Origin of the sequence: uncultured Aquitalea sp., from assembly GCF_945957525.1 — a bacterium.
Lineage (GTDB): Bacteria > Pseudomonadota > Gammaproteobacteria > Burkholderiales > Chromobacteriaceae > Aquitalea.
Genome location: NZ_CAMFLA010000019.1, coordinates 38,301 through 60,097 on the forward strand (window position 1 = coordinate 38,301; position 21,797 = coordinate 60,097).

General features: G+C 60.6%; 17 protein-coding genes and 1 pseudogene. 6 read left to right on the forward strand and 12 right to left on the reverse strand.

Annotated elements, in window-relative coordinates:
• Positions 1-39: 39 nt before the first annotated feature.
• Positions 40-1,449 carry a basic amino acid/polyamine antiporter gene (locus tag Q0P52_RS16060; protein WP_293765229.1) on the forward strand — a complete coding sequence of 470 codons (1,410 nt, stop codon included), beginning with the start codon at positions 40-42 and terminating at the stop codon, positions 1,447-1,449.
• 408 nt (positions 1,450-1,857) lie between these two features.
• Here the strand turns inward: Q0P52_RS16060 and Q0P52_RS16065 are convergent, their stop codons facing one another.
• Both Q0P52_RS16065 and Q0P52_RS16070 read right to left on the reverse strand, forming a co-directional pair.
• On the reverse strand, positions 1,858-3,156 hold the full coding sequence (locus Q0P52_RS16065) for an MFS transporter (protein ID WP_293765231.1): 1,299 nt from the start codon (positions 3,154-3,156) through the stop codon (positions 1,858-1,860).
• Positions 3,157-3,169: 13 nt separating this feature from the next.
• A complete protein-coding gene (locus Q0P52_RS16070) occupies positions 3,170-3,958 on the reverse strand; it encodes a substrate-binding domain-containing protein (protein ID WP_293765233.1) in 789 nt (262 codons plus the stop codon).
• Between the two features lie 90 nt (positions 3,959-4,048).
• Here Q0P52_RS16070 and Q0P52_RS16075 point away from each other — a divergent pair, with 90 nt between their 5' ends.
• The 5 genes and pseudogenes from Q0P52_RS16075 to Q0P52_RS16095 form a co-directional block, all read left to right on the forward strand.
• Positions 4,049-4,978 carry a LysR family transcriptional regulator gene (locus tag Q0P52_RS16075; protein ID WP_293765234.1) on the forward strand — a complete coding sequence of 310 codons (930 nt, stop codon included), beginning with the start codon at positions 4,049-4,051 and terminating at the stop codon, positions 4,976-4,978.
• Between the two features lie 467 nt (positions 4,979-5,445).
• A complete protein-coding gene (locus Q0P52_RS16080) occupies positions 5,446-6,195 on the forward strand; it encodes an endonuclease/exonuclease/phosphatase family protein (protein ID WP_293765235.1) in 750 nt (249 codons plus the stop codon).
• 288 nt (positions 6,196-6,483) lie between these two features.
• Positions 6,484-7,221, forward strand: coding sequence for an ATP-binding cassette domain-containing protein (locus tag Q0P52_RS16085; RefSeq protein ID WP_293765237.1), 738 nt, complete (start codon positions 6,484-6,486; stop codon positions 7,219-7,221).
• A 1-nt stretch (position 7,222) separates the two neighbouring features.
• Positions 7,223-7,909: a methionine ABC transporter permease gene (locus Q0P52_RS16090; protein ID WP_293765239.1), complete on the forward strand. Its 687-nt coding sequence runs from the start codon at positions 7,223-7,225 to the stop codon at positions 7,907-7,909.
• 71 nt (positions 7,910-7,980) lie between these two features.
• Positions 7,981-8,775 (forward strand): annotated as a pseudogene (locus tag Q0P52_RS16095) (MetQ/NlpA family ABC transporter substrate-binding protein); the annotation flags it as partial.
• 128 nt (positions 8,776-8,903) lie between these two features.
• Here the strand turns inward: Q0P52_RS16095 and Q0P52_RS16100 are convergent.
• The 10 genes from Q0P52_RS16100 to dnaE form a co-directional block, all read right to left on the reverse strand.
• A complete protein-coding gene (locus Q0P52_RS16100; protein WP_293765241.1) occupies positions 8,904-9,275 on the reverse strand; it encodes a VOC family protein in 372 nt (123 codons plus the stop codon).
• A 129-nt stretch (positions 9,276-9,404) separates the two neighbouring features.
• Entirely contained in the window at positions 9,405-9,809 is a 405-nt protein-coding gene (locus Q0P52_RS16105; protein ID WP_293765243.1) for a VOC family protein, read from the reverse strand.
• 129 nt (positions 9,810-9,938) lie between these two features.
• Positions 9,939-10,592 (reverse strand): HD domain-containing protein, encoded by a 654-nt coding sequence (locus tag Q0P52_RS16110; protein WP_293765245.1) that lies wholly within the window; start codon positions 10,590-10,592, stop codon positions 9,939-9,941.
• Between the two features lie 148 nt (positions 10,593-10,740).
• Entirely contained in the window at positions 10,741-11,667 is a 927-nt protein-coding gene (locus Q0P52_RS16115; RefSeq protein ID WP_293765247.1) for a pseudouridine-5'-phosphate glycosidase, read from the reverse strand.
• Complete coding sequence (locus Q0P52_RS16120; protein ID WP_293765249.1) at positions 11,664-12,773, reverse strand: PfkB family carbohydrate kinase; 1,110 nt, start codon at positions 12,771-12,773, stop codon at positions 11,664-11,666. The genes Q0P52_RS16115 and Q0P52_RS16120 overlap by 4 nt, the downstream gene beginning before the upstream one ends.
• A 330-nt stretch (positions 12,774-13,103) precedes the next feature.
• On the reverse strand, positions 13,104-13,700 hold the full coding sequence (locus tag Q0P52_RS16125) for an AraC family transcriptional regulator (protein WP_293765251.1): 597 nt from the start codon (positions 13,698-13,700) through the stop codon (positions 13,104-13,106).
• Positions 13,701-13,952: 252 nt separating this feature from the next.
• Positions 13,953-14,396 carry an N-acetyltransferase gene (locus Q0P52_RS16130; protein ID WP_293765253.1) on the reverse strand — a complete coding sequence of 148 codons (444 nt, stop codon included), beginning with the start codon at positions 14,394-14,396 and terminating at the stop codon, positions 13,953-13,955.
• Between the two features lie 256 nt (positions 14,397-14,652).
• Positions 14,653-16,272, reverse strand: a complete 1,620-nt coding sequence (locus Q0P52_RS16135; protein ID WP_293765255.1) for a methyl-accepting chemotaxis protein — start codon at positions 16,270-16,272, stop codon at positions 14,653-14,655.
• 153 nt (positions 16,273-16,425) lie between these two features.
• The gene (locus Q0P52_RS16140; RefSeq protein ID WP_293765256.1) at positions 16,426-18,216 is read right to left on the reverse strand and encodes an ABC transporter ATP-binding protein/permease; all 1,791 of its coding nucleotides are present in this window, start codon (positions 18,214-18,216) and stop codon (positions 16,426-16,428) included.
• A 122-nt stretch (positions 18,217-18,338) separates the two neighbouring features.
• Positions 18,339-21,773: a DNA polymerase III subunit alpha gene (gene dnaE, locus Q0P52_RS16145; RefSeq protein WP_293765258.1), complete on the reverse strand. Its 3,435-nt coding sequence runs from the start codon at positions 21,771-21,773 to the stop codon at positions 18,339-18,341.
• Between the last annotated feature and the right edge of the window lie 24 nt (positions 21,774-21,797).

Below are 21,797 nucleotides of genomic sequence, written 5' to 3' on the forward strand. Positions count from 1 at the left end.
GGGCGTGCCGGGCGCGCCCCGCCGCAAAGGAGAACGCGGATGACACAAGCTGCGGACAAGAAACTGGGCGTGGTGCCCCTCACCGCGCTGGTGGTGGGCGCCATCGTTGGCAGCGGCATCTTCAGCCTGCCGCAAAACATGGCCGAAGGCGCGGGGGCGGGAGCCATCCTGATCGCCTGGGTGATTACCTTCGTCGGCATGCTGGCGCTGACGCGCATTTTCCAGTGGCTGTCGATCAGCCGGCCGGATATCGGTGATGGGGTGTACGGCTACGCCCGTCATGGTTTTGGCGATTACCTCGGCTTCAATGCCGCCTGGGGCTACTGGATATCGGTGTGGGTGGGCAACGTCGGCTATCTGGTGGTGATGTTCAGCGCGCTGGGCTCGTTCCGGGCGCTGGGTTTCTTTGGTGACGGCAGTACTACGCCGGCGCTGGTTTGCGGGTTGTTGCTGCTGTGGACGCTGCATGGTTTCGTGCTGCGTGGCGTGCAGTCGGCCAGCCTGCTCAACGTCATCGTCACCATCGCCAAGATTGTGCCGATCTGCCTGTTCGTGCTGTGCGTGGCGCTGGCCTTCAAGGTGCAGACCTTCCGCCTGGACTTTTGGGGCGGCGCGTCATTGGGTAGCGTTGGCCAACAAGTGAAGAACACCATGTTGTACACGGTGTGGGTGTTCCTCGGCATCGAGTGCGCCACCGTGTACGCCAGCCGCGCCAAGGACATGCGCACCGTCAGCCTGGCAACGGTGATGGGTTTCGGGATCACCATGCTGCTCCTGGTGTGCGTATCGGTGCTGTCGCTGGGCGTTTTGCCGCAGGCCGAACTGGCTGCGATGAAAAACCCGTCAATGGCGGCGGTGCTGGAAAAGGCAGTTGGCGCATGGGGCGGCGCGCTGATCAATATCGGATTGATCCTGTCGGTGGCCGGAGCGTTGCTGGCCTGGACGCTGATCTCGTCCGAAATGCTGTACCTGGCGTCGCGCGGCGAGGGACATACCGCGCCGGCCTGCTTCGGCAAACTCAATGCCCGCGGCGCGCCCGCCAATGCGTTGTGGCTGACCAACGGGCTGATTTCCTTGTTCCTGGTCATCAATCACCTCAATAACGCCGGCTACAACCTGCTGATTCAATTGGCGTCGGCGATGGCGCTGATTCCCTACCTGTTGTGCGCGGCGTTCAGCCTCAAGCTGGCTTATGCCGGACCGGCGCGCAGCGGCCGGCTGCTGGCGTTGACCTTGCTGGGCACGCTATATGGCGCATGGCTGATTTACGCCGGCGGGATGAAGTTTTTGCTGCTGTCGATGATCCTGTACGCGCTGGGCCTGCCGTTCTACCTGCGTGCGCGGCGGGAGCGTGGCCTGTCGGCGTTCGCCAGCCGGCTGGATGCCGCGCTGGCGGCGGGGGTGGCCATGCTGGGCGTGCTGGCGGTATGGTCGCTGGCGGTGGCCTAAGCGTTCGCGACGTAGGGCCGGTAATGGAGGAAGGGCGAGCCGACCTCGCTTTTCCTTCGCCCTTTTGGCCCGCCGCATGCGCAGGATGTTGCGCCGCGCGGGGCCGTCCTCGGGTTCGGTGCCCGGGCTTGCTGCGAGCTCTGGTTGCAGGTGCCTTTCAAGCGCCGAGGAGCTCAAAATGAGACAGCCGGCTTCTCTGGCGCAGGCCTGTTGCCCTTGCAGCCTAAACCAAGGCCGCATGCTTGCCTTGCAATGCCTATTGCGACGGCAAACAAGATTGCTGTTCCATTCAATCGCGCAAGTGGCAGTCTTCTGCCGAATGGGATGCAGGCATAAAAAAAGCCTCCTTGCGGAGGCCAGGCATGTGCTGACTGGTAAGCAAAAGCACACGGAAAGAACGTGCGTGCCTCAGGCGGTGGCAGCCTTGCCGACCAAGCGGATGAGGATGTCCTTGCGGTACAGCATCAGGGTAGCGGCTAGGCCACAGGCTGCGGCCATCATCATCCAGTAGCCGGGCGCAGCCTTGTCGCCGCTGGCGTCAATCAGCGCGGTGGATACCAGTGGGGTAAAGCCGCCAAAGATGGCCGTGGCCAGGCTATAGGCCAGTGAAAAGCCCACTGTGCGTACATGGCTGGGCATCAGCTCGGTCAAGGCCACCACGGTGGCGCCGTTATAACTGGCATAGAGGAAGGATAGCCACAGCTCCACCACTAGCATGTGGCCAAAGCTGGGAGAGGCTACCATCCAGGCCAATGCCGGGTAGGCGGTGAGCATGGTCAGCAAGCTGAAGCCCAGCATCAGCGGCCAGCGTCCAATGCGGTCGGACAGCGCACCCATGATCGGCAGCCAAATGAAGTTGGACAGGCCGACAAAGAAGGTTACCAGCAGGCTGTCGTTTTCGCTGAGCTTGAGCACGCTCTTGCCAAAAGTGGGAGTGTAGACGGTGATCAGGTAAAAGCTCACCGTGGTCATCACCACCAGCAGCATGCCACCGGTGATCAGCTGCCAATTCTGCGCAATGGAGCGCAGGATTTCTGCAAAGCTGGGATGGTGCTTGTGGGCGAGGAAGGCATCGGTTTCCTGCAGGGATCGACGAATGGCGAAGATGAAGGGAATGATCATGCAACCGATGAAAAACGGAATGCGCCATGCCCATTGGTCGATCTGGTGGTTGTTGAAAGCCTGATGCAGCAGGTAACCCAGCACGGCGGCGAACATGATGGCCACTTGCTGGCTGGCCGACTGCCAGCTGACAAAGAAGCCCTTGCGGCCAGGCGTGGCCATTTCAGCCAGATATACCGACACGCCGCCCAGTTCAACCCCGGCGGAGAAACCCTGCAACAGGCGGCCCAGCAGCACTAGCACGGGGGCGGCCAGGCCAATGCTGGCATAGCCGGGAACAAAGGCGATCAGCGCCGTACCACAGGCCATGATGGCCAGTGTGACAATCAGCCCCTTGCGGCGGCCAATACGGTCGATATAACTGCCCAGCACGATGGCGCCTATGGGGCGAGCCAGAAAGCCGGCCCCGAAAGTGGCAAAGGCCAGAATCAGCGAGGCATACAGGTTGCCGCTGGGGAAAAAGGTTTTGGCGATATAGGTGGCGTAGAAGCCATACAAGAAAAAGTCGAACATTTCCAGGAAGTTGCCGCTGGTAACGCGCAACACCATGGAAAGACTGGACTGGCGGGGGGGAGTGGTGGTCATGTCGTCGTCCTTGTCATTGAGCCGAGGTGCTGGCAGGTGTCATCCCTGTCTGGCGAATGCTGACCGCAGCCTGCGGCGCAGCAAGAAAGCGCAGCAACTGGCGTGCTACCCCCTTATGGACACTGTCGTTGCTGATGCCTGCGGAGAAGGTGGTCACCTGCTGTGCCTGCTCTGGCAGCAGGCCGACGATGTCGATGCCCGCAATCGGAATCAGCTCGCTTAATTGCTGGAAGCCCAGTTCGGCTTCGCCGCGTGCCACAACCTGGCCCACCGGCTCCGCTGGAATCATGCGACTGCGATCCTTTATCTGGTCTGCCACACCAAGGCGGGCAAACAGCACCTTGGATAGAAATACCCCGCTAGCGCTATCGGAGTAGGCAATGGAATGGCTGTTCAGCAGCGTTTGCTTGAGGGCTGTCAGCGTACTGATGTCCGGCTGCGTGCTGCCGTGCTTCACCGCCAACGCAATACGCGATGCAGCCAGCGGTGTATTGCTGTCCGGCACCACTCGGCCTTGTGCTTGCAGTTGGTCCAGTGAGCTTCCCACCATCACCAGTACGTCGAATTTTTCACCGCGCGCCAGGCGCTGCGGAATGGCTTGCGGAGTGTCGCCCATGGACGGGCCCCATTCCAGCTGCAGGTGATGGCCGGTTTCTTGTTCGAATTGTGGTGCCAGCAGCTTCAATGCCGCGGCGAAGCCACCGGAACTGACCACCGTCAGTTGCTCTGCCTGGGATTGGGCACAGCTAACGGCCAATACCAATAACGCTGCGCTATGCTGCAGCTTCCTTGCGCTTCCCATGGTGTTCTCCTCTTGTTGTGCTTGTATTGCGCTGAAATAATGCACAAGATGCAATAAATGTTTAATTGCTTTTATTTCATGGATTAATCGATGGCGCGCATCAATCTGGAACTTAATGAGTTGCAGGCGTTTCTGGCGGTTGCAGAGAAATCCAGCTTCAAAGCTGCGGCCGAAACACTTTATCTATCGCAACCGGCCTTGAGCCGACGCATCGAAAAACTGGAGCAGTCCTTGCAGGTACGTTTGCTGGAGCGCACCACACGCAGCGTGCGACTGACCGAGGAAGGCGAGCATTTCCGCCTGCATGCACAAAACGTGGTGGATGAGCTGGAACAAGCAATGCGAGGCTTGGGGGAGCGGGCGGTGCGTCGCAACGGACTGGTATCGATTGCTACCATCCCGTCTGCTGCACAACACCTGTTGCCGGCAGCATTGGCAGACTTTGCCGACGACTATCCGGGCATGTGCCTGCGGGTATTTGATGAAGGTGCGCAAGAGGTATTGAACCAAGTGCTGGAGGGTAAGGCTGATTTCGGCATTAACTTCATCGGAGGAGAGGATCCCGGCATCGATTTCCAGCCTATGCTCACTGAGCGTTATGTGCTGGTTGTGCGGCGGGATCATGCGTTGTCTCATCGGCAGTCGGTAGCGTGGGAGGAGCTAACGGGAGAGCGGTTGATTGCTGTGTCGCAAAGGAGCGGTAACCGCCTGTTGCTGGATCATCATCTGGCCAACCTGCCCAAGAGGCCTCGGGTGCACTATGAAGCCAGCCACTTGCACGGAGCCTACGGCATGGCAATGGCTGGCCTTGGCGTAATGATCGTGCCTGAACTCTCCTTGACGCCAGCCTATACGCCCATACTGGCTGGAATCTCGCTGGAAGATCCACAGATATCGAGAACCATAGGATTGATAACCCGGTCCGGGTATAAACCAAATCCCGCCGTGGAGCGGCTGATTCAAAAAATCAGGCAGCAGTTCAGCAGATATGGAGAATCCAGATCCCGACCAGTTGATTGAATTTTGCAGGAAAACTGAGCAGCTGCCGTGCATCAAATCGCCCACACTTAGAGCGGCTAATAATATTCCTGATGTGGCGTTGCGCCGACTGGTCGTACTCGATACGACCTGCGTCGGCGTGCCTTGCCTCTGTGGTGAAACCGCTTTTTGTTAGCCTCTCTTAATGAATTTGGCCGATATGTCTGTTGTGGGCGAACTGCCGTCGACCAAGTTGTCGAACTGCCAGTTGGTGGGAAAAGCATTCATGCAGGGAATGGTTCTTGCGAGCCCGATTTGCTCATCAAACTAGATATGTCTGGTTCCGAGTTGGTGAGCCCGTTGTTGGCTGGTTTATGGATGAGCGGGTATTGAATTAGCCTTTGTTGTTATCAAAATGCTGCGAAAAGTCATTGATTTGTAAAATTTTTAAAGGTGCAATTTCTCTTGTGGTTTGCCTGCTGCAGGTAAATTAAGCTATTGAAAAACATATGAAAAGCCTGAAGGTACTGACTTACAACATCCACAAGGGCATGTCTCCGCTGAACCGGCATGTGCGTGTGGCGGCCATTGCGGAGGCTTTGCATGGGCAGTCGCCCGATTTGCTGTTTCTGCAGGAGGTGCAGGGGCGGAATCTGCAGCGGGCTTTACGGCACGAACACTGGCCCACGCTGCCGCAGCATCATTTTCTGGCGCGCCATCTGGATCACAAGGTTGTGTATGGCCTCAATGCGGCCTATGAGCATGGCCATCACGGCAATGCTTTGCTCAGCCGTTATCCCATTGTGGAGTGGTGCAACCGCGATATCTCCGTCAACCGGTTCGAGAGCCGCGGCGTGCTGCATTGCGTGGTGCAACCCAAAGGTTGGCCGAAGCCGGTGGTGGCGCTGTGCGCGCATTTGAATCTGCTGGCGCGTGATCGGCGCAAGCAGTATGCCGACCTGCTGCACTACATCCGCCATGCCATCGCGCCGGATACGCCGCTGATCCTGGCCGGGGATTTCAACGACTGGCAGGCTGAGGCGGGTCAACAGTTGGCCGAAGCCGGTTTGCGGGATGTATTCCACCTTTACCAGGGGCATCTGGCGCGCAGCTTTCCGGCGCGCATGCCCATGCTGCCGCTGGACCGAATTTATGTGCGCGGCCTCAAACCCGTGGCGGCTCAGGTGCTGCAGGGGAAGCCGTGGTCACGCTTGTCGGACCACTTGCCGCTGTCGGCCTCGCTGTTGCCGGAAGGGTGATATGTATATAACTGGCTGTAATTAAAAGAACATGCTTTTTGTTGTAATGCGACGTTTTCTGACTTTTTCAAGCAGAAAGGTTGACATGAAATGAAAATGGATGTTCAATTCCAATCAAACTTGATCGCCGATTTGAACACAGCTTGCGGGCGTAAAACAGCTAAAGCGTGGGTAACCAGACACCCATTAGTGTAGAACCTCTGGTTATATAATCTTTGATTCATTCAGGATTCCATGCATAAAGCCCGCGGCGCAACCGGCGGGCTTTATGCATTTCTGGAGTGTTGAATGATTCATCTGCAAAACATCCGCAAGCGTTTCCGTCGCCCCGAGGGCGGCTGGTTCGACGCTGTGCGCGATACCTCTCTCTCCATCGCGCCGGGCGAAGTGTTCGGTCTGATCGGTTTTTCCGGCGCCGGCAAGTCCACCTTGTTGCGACTGATCAATCTGCTGGAGCGTCCAGACGCCGGAGCGGTGATCGTGGACGGGCAGGATCTGACCAGCCTTGCCCCGCGCGAGCTACGCCGAGCCCGCCAGAACCTGGGCATGGTGTTTCAGCAGTTCAACCTGCTGGCCAATCGCACGGTGGCCGATAATGTGGCGTTTCCGCTGGAGATTGCCGGCTGGAGCCGCGCCGATATCGAACAACGCGTGGCGGAGTGTCTGGAGGTGGTGGGTTTGCAAGACCGCGCCAACCACTACCCGGCACAATTGTCCGGTGGCCAGAAGCAACGGGTGGGCATCGCCCGCGCGCTGGCGCCGCGCCCCAAGGTGATTCTGGCGGACGAGCCCACCTCCGCGCTGGACCCGAAAACCACCCAATCCATTCTCGATTGCCTGAAAGACATCAACGCCCGTTTCGGCGTCACCGTGGTGATTGTCACGCACGAGATGCATGTGGTGCGTTCCATTTGCCATCGCGCCGCCGTGCTGGACGCCGGCGAAGTGGTTGAAGTGGTTGACGTGGCCGAAGGGCAGGTGGATGCCCGCTCCGAACTTGCCCGTTCTTTGCTGGAGGCTGCGTAACATGGAACCAATCACTTTCGCCTCCGCCCTCGCCAACCTCAGCAGCATGGCCCCGGAAATCTGGCAGGCCTGCCGCGAAACCGCGCTGATGCTGGGCATTGGCCTGTTTACCGCCATTTTGCTGGGCGGACCGCTGGGCATCATTCTGTATTTGTCCCAGCCGGGCCAGCTGTTTGCCAACCGCGTCGTCAACGGCGTGCTGGGCTGGCTGGTCAATCTGGTTCGCTCGTTCCCCTTCATCATCCTGATGGTGTCGCTGGTGCCGCTGACGCGCGTGCTGGTGGGCAGCACCATCGGCCCCATTGCCGCTGCCGTGCCGCTGTCCTTTGCCGCCATTCCCTATTTTGCCCGGCTGGTGGAGCAAACCCTGCGCGAGATTCCGCGCGGTGTGGTGGAGGCTGCCGAGGCCATGGGCGCCAGCCCGCTGCAGATCATCGTCAAAGTGTTGCTGAACGAGGCGCGATCCGGCCTGATTTCCAGCCTCACCATTCTTACCATCAGCTTTCTCAGCTATTCGGCGGTAGCCGGCGTAGTAGGCGGCGGCGGCATTGGCGACCTGGCCATCCGCTACGGCTACTACCGTTTCCAGACCGATGTGATGGTAGCCATGGTGCTGCTGCTGGTGGTGATCGTGCAGATCATCCAGTTTGCCGGCAATCGTCTGGCAGCCCATCTGGACAAACGCTGATTTTGATTCCGGACGCCGGCCTCACGAGGGCGGGGCGTCCACCCTTACCCAAGCATTCGAAGGAGAAAACAATGCGCAGATTCGTTATCAAGGCAGTTGCCGCTTCCGTACTGGGCCTGGCTTTTGCCGGCGCCGCCCTGGCCGCCGACCCGGCCAAGAAGGAAATCGTCATCGGTACTACCGTGGGCGACTTTGGCGATATGGTGAAGCAGTCCATCAAGCCGATTCTGGAAAAGCAGGGCTATTCCGTGAAGCTGGTGGAGTTTTCCGACTACGTGCGTCCCAATCTGGCGCTGCAGGAAGGCTCGCTGGATGTGAACGTGTTCCAGCACAAGCCGTATCTGGACAACTTCGCCAAAGAGCACAAGCTGTCGCTGAAAGAAGTGTTCCAAGTGCCGACCGCGCCGCTGGGCATCTACCCGGGCAAGCTGAAGTCGCTGAAGGATGTAAAGGAAGGCGCTACCGTTTCCGCGCCCAATGATCCGTCCAACTTCGCCCGCGCACTGGTGATGCTGAATGATCTGGGCTGGGTAAAGCTGAAGCCGGGCATCAATCCGCTGACTGCTTCCGAACGCGATATCGCCCAGAACGTGAAAAAGGTGAAGCTGGTGCAACTGGAAGCCGCGCAGCTGCCGCGTTCCCGCAATGACGTGGACTTTGCCGTGATCAACGGCAACTACGCCACCTCGTCCGGCATCAAGCTGACCGAAGCCGTGTATCAGGAAAAGAGCTACGCCTATGTGAACTGGGGCGTGGTTCGCGCCGCCGACGCCGCGAAGCCGTGGGCCAAGGACGTGATTGCCGCCTACAACAGCAAGGATTTCCAGAGCTGGGCCAAACAGAAGTACGCCGGCTACAAGCTGCCGCAAAACTGGAAGTAAACGTTGACGCATCCACCGGATGCAAAACGGCCGGGCAGGCCCGGCCGTGGTTTGATTTTCTTGTAACACTCCTGGCTACAAGCATTGATGGAGGGCATCTTGCCCTCCTTTTTTTATTTGGCCATGGTGAAACAGCACAACTTGTTGCCGTCCAGATCGCGGAAGTAAGCACCGTAGAAATCATCGCCGCGCAGGCCGGGCGCGCCTTCATCCTGGCTGCCCAGTTGCAGCGCATGAGCATGCAGCTTGTCGACGCTGGCGCGGCTGTCCACGTAGAAACCCACCATCACGCCGTTGCCCACGGTGGCGGCTTCGCCATTGTAGGGCTTCATGATGGCCAGTTGCGGGCGTTCCGGATGAGTGCCCCAGCAAATGCCGCGATCCATCTCCCACAAGCGCTTGGCGCCGATGTCCGCCAGCAGGGTATCGTAGAAGGCGGCGGCGCGTTGCATATCGTTGCTGCCCAAGGTGACGTAACCGATCATGCTTTTCTCCTGAATGGCGGGAGGTGTTCCCGCGGGGTGCCGCAAGCGGCGAGGGTGAGATGGCTTCATCCTGCGCGCAGGATGCCGGTGAGATCGCCGGCGCATGCGCCGTTTGCGTGAAACGGGGACTTATTCGGATACCGTGAAGGGGGTGTCGCCGGAAGGTTTGCCGAAGGCGGCCTTGACGCCGGGCGGGCAGAACAGCAGCACTTCGTTGCCGTCCGGGTCGCGCACGGTGAGTGAAGGTTCTGGCGCGGTGGGGCTGGTGGGCACCGGACGACCGCCATTGTCCAGCGCGGCGATCTGGCAACGCTGCAGGCTGGCGGGGGAGTCGCAACGGAAAGCCAGTTGCACTTGTTTGTCCGGCGCGCCGGCGGTGATGAGCAGCTCATCGCTTTCCAGCCTGTCGTCGCTCAGGCTGGGTGCAGGGCGATCAAGCGCTGTCAGCAGGGCGGCGTAAAAGCGTTGGCAGGCGGCGAAATTGGCGGCCTGCAAATGAACGTGGTTCACCAGTCTCTGGTTGAGGTATTCCATGGGACGTCTCCTCTTTGTCTTGTCGCGTCGTCGGCATGTCTGCCGGGCGCGCTGCCTGTGTGCGGCTGTTTGTCCCATGATACGCCCGGCAGGTTCCGTGCGCATCCTCAAGCTTTCACAGACTTTTCCTTACCTTTGCAGCCATTCTTCCACGAACTGATCGCGAAATTCGTAGAGTCTGCGCACCCTTTCCTCTGCGATGGCGCGGCCGGCTGCGGTCTGCATCATGGCGGGCAGGCGCGCCAGTTTCACTTCGATGTGGTCCAGCGCGTATTCGCGGTCGTCCAGCGCGCGGCCCTCGCCCAGCGGGCTGTCGGGATGGGCCAGGCTGCGGCCCATGCGGCCCGAGGTGTAGAACATGCGAGCCAGCCCGATCATGCCCAGCGCATCCATGCGGTCCGCGTCCTGCACGATGCGGGCTTCAGGCGTGGTAGGCGCGATATTGGCGGAAAAACTGTGCGCTTCGATGGCGTGGGCCACGCCGGGCAGCAGGTCTGCCGGGAAGCCGGCGGCGGTCAGCAGGTCTGCCGCTTTCTGCGCAGCCTGACGCGAGGCAAGATGGCGTTCCGGATGGTTCTTGGGCAGGTTGACGAGATCGTGCAGGTAGCAGGCGGCCATGACAGTCAGCGCGTCGGCTTCGGGGTGCTGCTCGAGAATGCGGCGCGCCACGGCCCAAACGCGGTGGAAGTGGGAAAGATCGTGTGCGCCGTCTTCGTCGGCGGGTTGCTGCAGCAAGAGATCGATCAGGCGGGGTTGCCAGTGGGGTAGGCGTGGGTCGGACATGGTTTTCTCCCTTGGGGCTGGCGATTACACCGCCGGACAATGTTGCCGTCAAGCGCGCGGTAGTCAGTCGAGAATCGGCGGCGGCTTGCAGCCCGGGCAAGGTTGGCCGAAGGTTTTCGGCCAACCCTGAGGCACAGGGATAGCGCGATCAGGCAGCCAGTTCGCAGTAACGCGCGGCGATGGCCGAGGCCAGGCGGGCGTTGTTGAGCACTAACTGGATGTTGGCGGCCAGACTGTTGCCACCGGTGAGCTCGCATACACGGGCCAGCAGGAAGGGGGTGGATTCCTTGCCGCCGATTTTCTGTTCGACCGCTTCCGCCAGCGCCTGTTCGATGGCGGCGTCGATCTTGTCGCGCGGCATGGCGAAGGCTTCCGGAATGGGGTTGGCCACCACCATGCCGCCCTTCAGTTGCAGGTCCTGCTTGGCTTTCATGGCAGCGGCGATGTCGGCCGCTTCGTCCAGCCGGTAATCCACGCCGAAAGCGCTGTCGCGGGTGAAGAATGCCGGCAGTTGGTCCGTGCGGTAGCCGATGACCGGCACGCCGTGGGTTTCCAGATATTCTAGCGTCAGGCCCAGGTCCAGAATCGACTTGGCGCCGGCGCAGACGACGGTGACCGGGGTTTGCGCCAGTTCTTGCAGGTCGGCGGAAACGTCAAAGCTGCGTTCCGCGCCGCGATGCACGCCGCCAATGCCGCCGGTGGCGAATACGCGGATGCCTGCCATATGGGCCACGATCATGGTGGAGGCCACGGTGGTGGCGCCGGTTTTGCCGGCGGCGACGATGAAGGGGATGTCGCGGCGGCTGACTTTGACCACATCGCGGCCGGACTTGCCCAGATGCTCGATGTCTTCCGGCGTCAGGCCGGCTTTCAGGCGACCTTTGATGATGGCAATGGTGGCCGGCACCGCGCCGTGCGCGCGGACTTCCGCTTCCACTTTCAAAGCGGTTTCCACGTTTTGCGGGTAGGGCATGCCGTGGGAAATGATGGTGGATTCCAGCGCGACGACCGGGCGGTTGGCGGCCAGCGCGGTGGCGACTTCGGGGTGGATGTCCAGATGTGTGGCGAGAGTCATGCGGTCTCCTGCGAGGAAGAAGTGGCGGTCAGGAAATGTTGAACGGCGCTGCCCGACAGGGTGGGGCAGGTGGTGCCGGCGTATTGCAGGGTGAGCGCGGCGCAGCCTTGGGCAAAACGCACGGCGTCGGCCAGCGGCATGTCCGCCAGCCAACCATGCGCCAGCCCGGCCATTAGGGCGTCGCCCGCGCCGGTGGCGTTGACGATATCGACAAGGGGGGCCGGCAGGCGGCCGCGCACGCCGGCAGCGGTGCTGAAATGAATGCCTTCATCGGCCATGCTCAGCACCAGTTGTTGCACGCCCTGCGCGTGGAACCAGTGCATGACGGCGGGAATGTCGGCGGCGGATTCCAGCGGCAGGCCGGAGAGCTGCGTCGCTTCGATGCGATTGGGCTTGAGCGTGTGGATCTTGCCAAGCCAGGGGCGCAAACGCTGGGCTTTGAAGGCGGACACGGTGTCGACGAATACCGGCGTGTCGCCAGCTTCGGCAAACAACCAGGCCAGCGCATCGGCGGACAGGTTGGCGTCCGCCACGATCAGGGCGGCATGGCGTACCAGTTCGCGCTGTTCGGCCAGTTGCGCCGGACCCAGTCGCTCCAGAATGGCCATGTCGTTGATGGCGATGGCCATATCGCCATCCGGGCCGTGGATGGACAGATAGGTGGAGGTAGCGGCGTCGGGCAGCACCAGGCACGGGCGGACGTCCACGCCGGCGCGCTGGGTGATGTCCAGCAGCGAACGGCCGTGAATGTCATCGCCCACGCAGCTGATCAGCCGGCAATCTTCGCCCAGCCGCGCCAGGTTTTCGGCAATGTTGCGCCCCACTCCGCCGGGCGAGCAGCTCACCGCCCCGGGGTTGGAATCGCCAAAGCGCAGGGCTTGGCGGGTGGCGCCGCGGATGTCCATATTGGCGCCGCCCAGCACCACCACATGGCGCTGACCGGAGAGAATATAGCCCTTGCCGAGGATATGGCCCTTTTGCATCAGGTTCATGATGTGGCCAGCCACGGCGGAGCGGCTGATGCCGAGTTGATCCGCCAGCTGCTGCTGGGGGATCAGCGGGTCTTGCCGCAAGAGGGTGAGAATCTGTTGCTCGCGTTCAGTCATTGCAAACAAATGTTTGTTAAATAAACTTTTGTTTGAATGGTAGGGCGAGGCGAGGGGCTTGTCAATGTGCAGGCAGCCGGGTTTGCATGCAGCGGTGCATTCCTGCCTGTAAGGAGGGATGCGATGCCGGCGCGAGAGGCGGCGGCAGAAGAAAAGCCCGGTTCACGCATCGTGTCCCGGGCTTCGGCAAACCTGGTGTTAGACCCGCTGACAAAAAACCTGTCCCGGTGTTGCGCCTGCGGGCCGCAGTCCGGGTGTCGCCAGCGTCGGCACACCCTGATTCAGGGTGTCTGCGAGGTTTTGACTGCGGCTCTTGGCGGGAAGAAGGACTCAGCAGAAAGGGCGTACCGTATCCAGCAGTTTGTCTACGTAGGCGTCTTTCTCGCCCACTGGCGCGGCGTAGTACAAAGCTTCGCGCGTGGCGGATTCGCCCGCGCCTTTGAGCATTGCCCAAGCGGAGAGATAGGGTGCGGACAGGCAGCCGCCGGCGGTGGCGACATTGCCTTGCGCGGCGAAGGGCGCGTCAATCACATTGATGCCCTCCTGTTCAACCCAGGGCTTGGTGCGCAGGTCGGTACAGGCCGGCACGTCTTGCAGCAGACCCAGCTTGGCCATCAACAGCGTACCTGAGCATTGCCCGCCTATCAGCTGGCGAGCGGGGTTTAACTGCAAGCGGCCCAGCACGGCTTCATCATTGGCAATGTCGCGCGTCATTACGCCGCTGCCGAACAGCACGATATCAGCCTGATTGGCGAATTCCAGCGGCTGCTGGCCTTGCATTTCGAGTCCGTTCATGGACACCACGCGGTCTTGCGGCGTGGTGATGAAAGCGTGCCAGCCAAACGGGTGCAAGCGGTTGAGCAGACCGTAGGCAATGAAGGAGTCCAGCTCGTTGAAACCGGGAAAAGTGAGTACCGCGATTTTCATGAATCAACCCTCGTGATGTGTCCGGCGCAGACTTGTCGCGCGCAGCCAACAAAGTCGGCAAGTTTATGCTGATGTTATACCCTCTTGTCGAAATATATCTTGTTTTGTACGAACAAGGTCTATAAAGAACACATCAGCGTCGTTTTGCGGCTTGCGCATAAACGACAAGAACAAAAGAGGGCCAACAGAGGAACAACCGGGGGAAGGGAAATTGCCCGCCAGCAACAGTGGCGGGCTTTTTTTTGTCTGCGCTCAGCTAAGTTGGCAGCGCATCAGCAGCCGGGGTTCTCCGGCGCCGAAGTACGCCGGGTCCAGATGATCCACCTGAAAGCCGTGCCTTTGGTAAAGACCTACCGCCGGGTTGTCCGGATGCGCAGTCAGCAGCGCTGTCTTGCAGCCTCGCTTCTTCAGCACGTCCAGCGCGGCGATCAGCAAGCGTTTGCCCGTGCCCTGTCCACGCGCGGAGTCCAGCACACCCAGCGACATGATCCAGGCTTCGCCGGCTTGCCCGGCAGGGCAGGAAAGTATGTAGCCGACGACGCGGCCATCGGTTTCTGCCAACAGGAGTTGCTCAGGCCACATGTCCACGGCCTGGCGGAAAAAGAAATCGGGGTAGGGCGGGTCGCCGAACACTGCGCGCTCGATGGCAAAAACAGCGGGGACATCCTGCGGCGCGGCGGGACGAATCACAAGCATGAAGTCTTCCTGAGAGCAACAAAAAGGCTGCGTGTTAAACCATGTGGCAGCCTTTTTGTAAAGCGCCGGGTGTATTGCCTGGCGCTGTCAGGGTCAGAGCGTGTAGCCGTGCAGGGTGGCAATCTGCTGGCGAGCCAGATCATTCAGCCTTTGTGCGCTGGGCAGGTGTGCGCCAGGGAGAGGAACGATTGCGGGCGTGAAAAAGCAAATGGCCGGGCGATGCCCGGCCATTGGTCAGCAAGATGCGAGGGGTGATTTACAGGCGATAGTTGCGCAGGGTGGCAATCTGCTGGCGAGCCAGTTCATCCAGCCTTTGTGCGCTGCCGGCGGCCTCTTGTGCAGCGGCGGAGGATTCCTCCGTCATCTGGGCAATGCGCTCCACCTGCGCGGCGATATTGTTGGTGGCGTTGCCTTGTTCTTTGATGGCACCGGAGATTTCCGACACCATGTGCACGGTATTGCTGGTGGCGTCGCCGATCTGGCGGATGGCCTGGTCGGCGTTGTCTGCGCGAGAGACGCCGTTGCGCACCAGTTCTTCCGCGCTGTGCATCTGTTCGGTGGCCTGGCGCGAACGATCGCGCATGGCGTTGATAGTGCCGGAAATTTCCTGCGTGGAGCTGGAAGTGCGTTCGGCCAACTTTCGCACTTCGTCGGCCACCACGGCAAAGCCGCGCCCCATTTCGCCGGCGCGGGCGGCTTCAATGGCGGCGTTCAGCGCCAGCAGGTTGGTTTGGTCGGCAATGTCCTTGATTACGCTCACAACGGTGTCCACCTGAGCGCTGTAAGTGTCCAACTCTCGGATGCTGTTGGCGGCGCTGTCTACGGCATGAGAAATTTCCCGGATGTCCTGAATGGTTTGCGAAATGGTGTGAGAGCCTTCGCGGGCCAGATCGCCGGCGCTTTGCGCCAGATCGCGGGATTCCGACGCGCGCTCGGCAACATGGTTGACGCTCACCGTCATCTGCTCGATGGTGGCGGCCATGCTGGCGGAGGAGGCGCTTTGAGAGTCGGCGGCGGCGGCCACCTGGGTAGCGGTTTGCGACAGGCTTTGCGAGGCGGCGGCGACGTCGTTGGCGCCGTTGAGAATGGATTTGAGATTGTTCTGCAGCCCTTCCAGCAAGCTGTTGAAGGCCTGCGCGGTCTGGCTGATTTCATCCTTGCTGTCTGCGCGGGCGCGCTGGGTGAAGTCCAGCGAGGCGCTGACAGTTTGCAGGGTGCTGCGAATGCCGGTCAGACCGCCGCTGATGGTGCGGAACAGCGCAAAACCCATCCAGGCTACAAACAGGGTAATGACGGCAATGATGATGATGGTTTGGGTCATGCCGGCGGCTATGGCGTTTTTGTTGCTTTCCAGCGTGTCATTAGTGAGCTTGAAGTTGTAGTCAATGTGGTCGATCAGCGCTTTGCGGAAAGCACCGCCGGCTTCCGACATTACGCCGCTCACCATTTTTTTGGCTTCGTCGTCGTCATGGCCGGTAGCCAGTAATGAAAAATATTTTCTGGTAGCGACGCTATAAGCAGCCGCCTTGGTTTTGTCATCATTGATCAGGCTACGGTCATGATCATCCGATACGTCATTCTTTTCGTAGGCGCCAAGTGCATCGTCCAGTTTCTTGAAAGCGGTTTCCGCCTCAGCTTCTGCTGTCTTGCGTACGCCGGCGTCTGTGCTCATGCCACCTTTGGTGACGGCGCTGCGAGCGTCCATGAACGCATAGGTGGCGTCATTCAAGTCGTGAATGCTGGGAGTGAAATTATTGACTTGATCTTCAAACAGCTTGGTGGATGTCTTGAGTTGATACATACCCAGCCCGCCGATAAGCAGCAGGCTAAGCAAGGCAATGCCCAGTGTAATGAGCAGTTTCTTGATGATGGTCATGAATGTCCCCCTGCTAATTATGGTTTTACATACCTTTACCAGTATTAGCTGTTTGCTTGCAAATGCAAGCGACACTGCGTACTAACACGTAATTAATTTCGCAGACAGAAAAACAAACAGCCCGCGAAGGGCTGTTCTGGAGGTGGCTGCGAGTCAGGAAAGCAGGGGCTGGCTTTGCCAGCGGCCGTCCAGGCCGATTTCCAGCTCGCGGTCGTGATGTTGGCGCAAGGTGCTGCGGTGGCCGACGCTGATCAGGCTGGTGCCGGGCAGCTGGTGCCGCACCAGCCGGTACATGGCGTCTTCCAGGCCTTCGTCCAGCGCGGAAGTGGCTTCGTCAAGAAAGGCGATGCGCGGCTGATTGATCAGCAACCGGCCGAAGGCCAGGCGTTGTTGCTCGCCCAGCGACAGGATGACGCCCCAGTTGTCATGTAGCTCCAGCCGGTCACACAGGTGGCCCAGCTGTACCAGTTGCAGCACTTCGCGCGCGCGCGCTTCGCCGCCCGGCTGGGGCGTGGCCGGGTAGCATAGCGCGTCCAGCAGGCTGCCTTCCGGCAGATAGGGTCGCTGGGACAGGAACAGGGTGTGCTCTGCCGGGCGGATGATCTTGCCCCGGCTGTAAGGCCAGATGCCGGCCAGGCTGCGCAACAGGGTGGTCTTGCCCGAGCCGGAGCGGCCGCGCACCAGCAGTGCTTCGCCCTCTGGCACGTCCAGTGTCAGCGCACTGATCAGCGGCACGCCAGCAGGGGAGAGCAGCGTGAAGTCCTCCAGCGCCAGTCGTTGCCCGTCATGGGCGATATTCGGGCGTGGCAAGGCGGCGGCTTGATCGGCGGACTGGGTGAGCCCGCTCAGACGTTCCAGCGTGGCCCGGTAGCCGGCAAAGTCATCGTAAGCCTGGCGGAAGAAAGACAGGCCGTCATGCAGTTGGCCGAAGACCTGGGAGGTTTGCATCAGATCGCCCAGCGTGATCTGTTTGGAAAAGAATCGATGCGCCTGGATAACAAGCGGAAACACCACGGCAGCCTGGCTGACGATGAGGTTGAAGCCCTGGAACTTCAGCGTCCGGTAAACGATTTGCCAATTATTGCTGATGATTTGGCCGAAACGGCTGCGCAGCAGCGCGCCTTCCACCCGCTCACCGGCATAAAAAGCGATGCTTTCAGCGTATTCGCGCAGGCGCACCAGCGAGTAACGATAGTTGGCGTTGAGCTGCTCGTTGAAGAAGTTGAGCTTAACCAGCGGGCGGCCGATGCGGAAGGCAAACACGGTGGACACGGCCACATAGGCGAAGGCCAGAAATACCATGCCGTGCGGGATGGTGAAACCCGCCAGCGTCAGCGGGCCGGAGAGTTCCCACAGGATCAGGGAGAAGGCAATGACCGAAACCAGCGATCTCACTACCCCCATGGAAAGATCCAGCGAGCTTTGTACAAAAGACGTGACATCTTGTTGGATACGCTGGTCCGGGTTGTCGATGTGTTGCGCGAGAAACTGGTTGCGGTAGTAGGTTTGTTCCTGCAGCAGCTTGTGCAGCAGCTTCTCATTCAGCCATTCACGCCAGTGGATGCCAAAGCTCTGCGAGAGAAAGGCGTTCAGTAGCGTGCGGAATACATGGATGCTGGCCAGCAGGCAGAACAAGCGGACAAAGCCCCAGAACAGCGGCTCGTCGGTTTTCTGCAAGGCGGTGTAAAGCCCGTTGGACCAGTTGGTCAACACAACATCCAGCCGTACGCCGGCCAGGGTCAACAGCAAAATCAGCGCCAGACCGATCAGTGGCCGCCAGCTGCGGCGCGGCGAAAAATAGCCGCCGCTCAACGCCCAGAACTGTCGTCCCCAGCGAGTGAAGGACGCCAGGCCCCAGCAGGCGGCGACAAATAGCAGGCAGGTCAGTCCGTAGGCCTTGGCCAGCCAGAGCGCGCTGACGGTCAGTTCCTGATCCCAGTTCATGCGTAGTCCTTATGACATGGAGGCGCGGCGGCGGACGCGGCCGCGAACGAAGCTTGCAGCATACGATGGCTGCCGGGGCACGGCCAGCGTCATGCCCCGGCAATTCATGAACAAGTGTTGCCTTACCAGAGCAGTTTGACGGCTTGCTCGCCCAGCCAGTCCTGCAAGCCCAGCAGCAAGCCGTCGTCCAGCTTCACGCCCCAGGCCGGCGGCAGCATGAGGTCGCCGCGCGCCTTGTCGTTGCCGTAGCTGATGCGCACCGGGCAGCCGGCGTCTTCGCTGCGGAAAGGCCCGAGCAGGGATTTGAGCTTGGCCACGTCGGCGTTGCCGTTCATTTGCAGATGCAGACTGCGGGCGAAGCGGCTGCGGGCCTCGCCGAGGTCGTAGAGTTTGTCGGCCAGAATGCGCACGCCGCCGGAGAAGGCGTCTTCCGTTACCCGGCCCTCCACCACCAGCACGATGTCTTCTTTCAGCCGGTTGCGGTTTTGTTCGAAGCTGTCGCCAAACAGGCTGACTTCACGCTTGCTGGTGCCGTCGTCCAGTTCCACAAAGGCCATCTTGCCGCGATTGCCCACCTTGACGCGGATGCCGGTGACAAAGCCGGCCAGCAATTGCGGCTCTTTGCGCGGGCTGAGGCGGGACAGGGTGGTTTTGATGAAGGCGCGCACTTCTTGCGCGTGGGCGGCGAAGGGGTGGCCGGACAGATAGAAACCGATGGCGGTTTTCTCTTCGGCCAACTTCACGGCGTCGTTCCAGGGGCGGGTTTCCACCATCTCCACTGCTGGGGCAACGTCGTCACCGAACATGTCGAACAATCCGCCCTGATTAGCGTTGGCGTGTTCTTGCTCGGCGGCGTCCATTGCCAGGCCGACGTTGGCCATCAGGCGCGCGCGGTTGCCGTCGATGGCGTCGAAGGCGCCGGCGCGGATCAGTGCTTCGATCACGCGTTTGTTGACCAGCTTTTTATCGGTGCGCTTGCAGAAGTCGAACAGGTCGGTGAACGGGCCGCCGCTTTCACGCGCGGCCACAATGTGATTCACCGCCGACTCACCAGTGCCCTTGATGGCGCCCAGCGCATAACGGATTTCCTTGCGGCTGACCGGCACGAAGCGGTAGAAACTGTGGTTGACGTCGGGCGGCAGGAAAACCAGGCCGTTGCGGTTGTCGCGGGCGTCATCGAAAAACACCTTCAGCTGGTCGGTGTTGTCCAGTTCGGTGGACATGGTGGCCGCCATGTAGGCGGCGCAGTGGTGGGCTTTCAGCCAGGCCGTGTGGTAGGCCACCAGCGCGTAGGCGGCGGCGTGAGACTTGTTGAAGCCGTAGCCGGCGAACTTCTCCATGTAGTCGAAGATTTCGTTGGCCTTGCTTTCCGGAATGGCGTTTTTCTCCGCGCCGGCCACGAACATGGCGCGCTGCGCCACCATTTCTTCCACTTTCTTCTTACCCATGGCCCGGCGCAGCAAGTCGGCGCCGCCGAGGCTGTAGCCGCCGCACACCTGCGCGGCCTGCATCACCTGTTCCTGGTACACCATGATGCCGTAGGTCGGGGCCAGTACCGGCTCCAGCAGCGGGTGCAAGTATTCGAACTTGGCGCCGTGCATGCGCTGGATGAAGTCCGGAATCAGGTCCATCGGGCCCGGACGGTACAGGGCCACGAAGGCGATAATTTCCTCGAACTTGCTGGGCTTGGCTTCCACCAGCATTTTCTTCATGCCGGAGGATTCAAACTGGAACACGCCGGTGGTGTTGCCGCTGGCGAAGACTTTGTAGGCGTCGGCGTCGTCCAGTGGCAGATGGGCCACGTCCACGTCTTCGTTATTGACGTCCTTGATGTATTTTTGCGCCAGTTCGATGATGGTGAGGTTGCGCAAACCCAGAAAGTCGAACTTCACCAGGCCGATCTGCTCCACGTCGTCCTTGTCGAACTGCGACACCGGGGACGCGCCTTCGCCGCTGGCGATATAGAGCGGGCAGAAATCGGTAAGCTTGCCGGGGGCGATCAGCACGCCGCCGGCGTGCATGCCGAGGCCGCGGGTCAGATCTTCCAGCGTCATGGCCAGTTCGATCAGCTCTTGCGCGCCTTCCGCCTCGATGACTTCGCCGATCTGCGGTTCGGCCGCCATGGCTTTTTCCAGCGACAGCGGCTTGTTGGCTTCCAGCGGTATCAGCTTGGAGAGGCGGTCGCACAGGCCGAAGGGCAGGTCTAGTACGCGGCCCACATCGCGAATCACCGATTTGGACGACATGGTGCCGTAAGTCGCGATCTGGCTGACAGCTTCCGCGCCGTATTTCTGTCGCACGTATTCGATGACGCGCCAGCGGTTTTCTTGGCAGAAGTCCACGTCGAAGTCTGGCATGGACACCCGTTCCGGGTTAAGGAAACGTTCGAACAGCAGTGCGTAGCGCAGCGGGTCCAGATCGGTAATGCTGAGGCTGTAGGCCACCAGCGAGCCGGCGCCGGAACCCCGGCCCGGCCCCACAGGGCAGCCGTTGGCTTTGCCCCACTGGATAAAGTCGGCCACGATGAGGAAGTAGCCCGGAAAACCCATCTGCACGATGGTGTCGCACTCGAATTTCAGCCGGGCGTCGTATTCGGGGCGACGGGCTTCGCGTTCCGCCGGGTCCGGGTAGAGCTGTTCCAGCCGGATTTCCAGACCGCGCTGTGCTTCGTGGATGAGAAAGTCATCCAGCGTCATGCCTTCCGGCGTCGGGAATAGCGGCAGGTAGTTCTTGCCCAGCTGCACGGTGATGTTGCAGCGCTTGGCGATTTCAACGGTGTTTTCCAGCGCTTCCGGCACATCGGCGAAGCGTTCCAGCATGGCTTCCGTCGAGAGGAAGTGCTGGCATTCGGCAAAGTTGCGCGGGCGGCGCTTGTCGCCCAGCGTGTAGCCTTCCGCGATGCAGACCCGCGCCTCGTGCGCCTTGAAGTCTTCCGGATTCATGAACTGGATGGGGTGGGTGGCCACCACCGGCAGGCCGGCTTCGCCAGCCAGCCACAGGGTGGCCTGCACCACGCTTTCCACCTGGCTGTTGTCCAGTCTTTGCAGCTCCAGATAGTAGCTGCCGGGGAAGAGGCTTTCCCAGTACTGCGCGCGGCGCAGCGCTTCGTCGCGCTGACCGATGGCCAGCGCCATGCCCACATCGCCCAGATGCGCGCCTGACAGGCACAGCAGGTTGCTGTTGTCGCCTTCTTCCAGCCATTCGCGCTTGATTTCCACCCGGCCGCGATACTGGTTGCCCACATAAGCGCGGGTCAGCAGCTCGCACAAACGGCGATAGCCCTCGCGGTTTTTCACCGTCAGCATCATGCGGTAGGGCTTGTCGCGGTCTTCTTCGTTTTCCAGCCAGATGTCGGCCGAAACGATGGGCTTGATGCCTTTGCCGCGGCAGGCCTTGTAAAACTTGACCATGCCGAACAGGTTCATCAGGTCGGACACGCCGATGGCCGGCATATTGTCCTTGACCGCGCGTTTGACGGCGTCGTCGAGGCGCACAATGCCGTCGGTGATGGAAAACTCCGAATGGAGGCGAAGATGGACAAAGCGGGGTGCGTTCATCCGCGCATTTTACCGGCTGCGAGC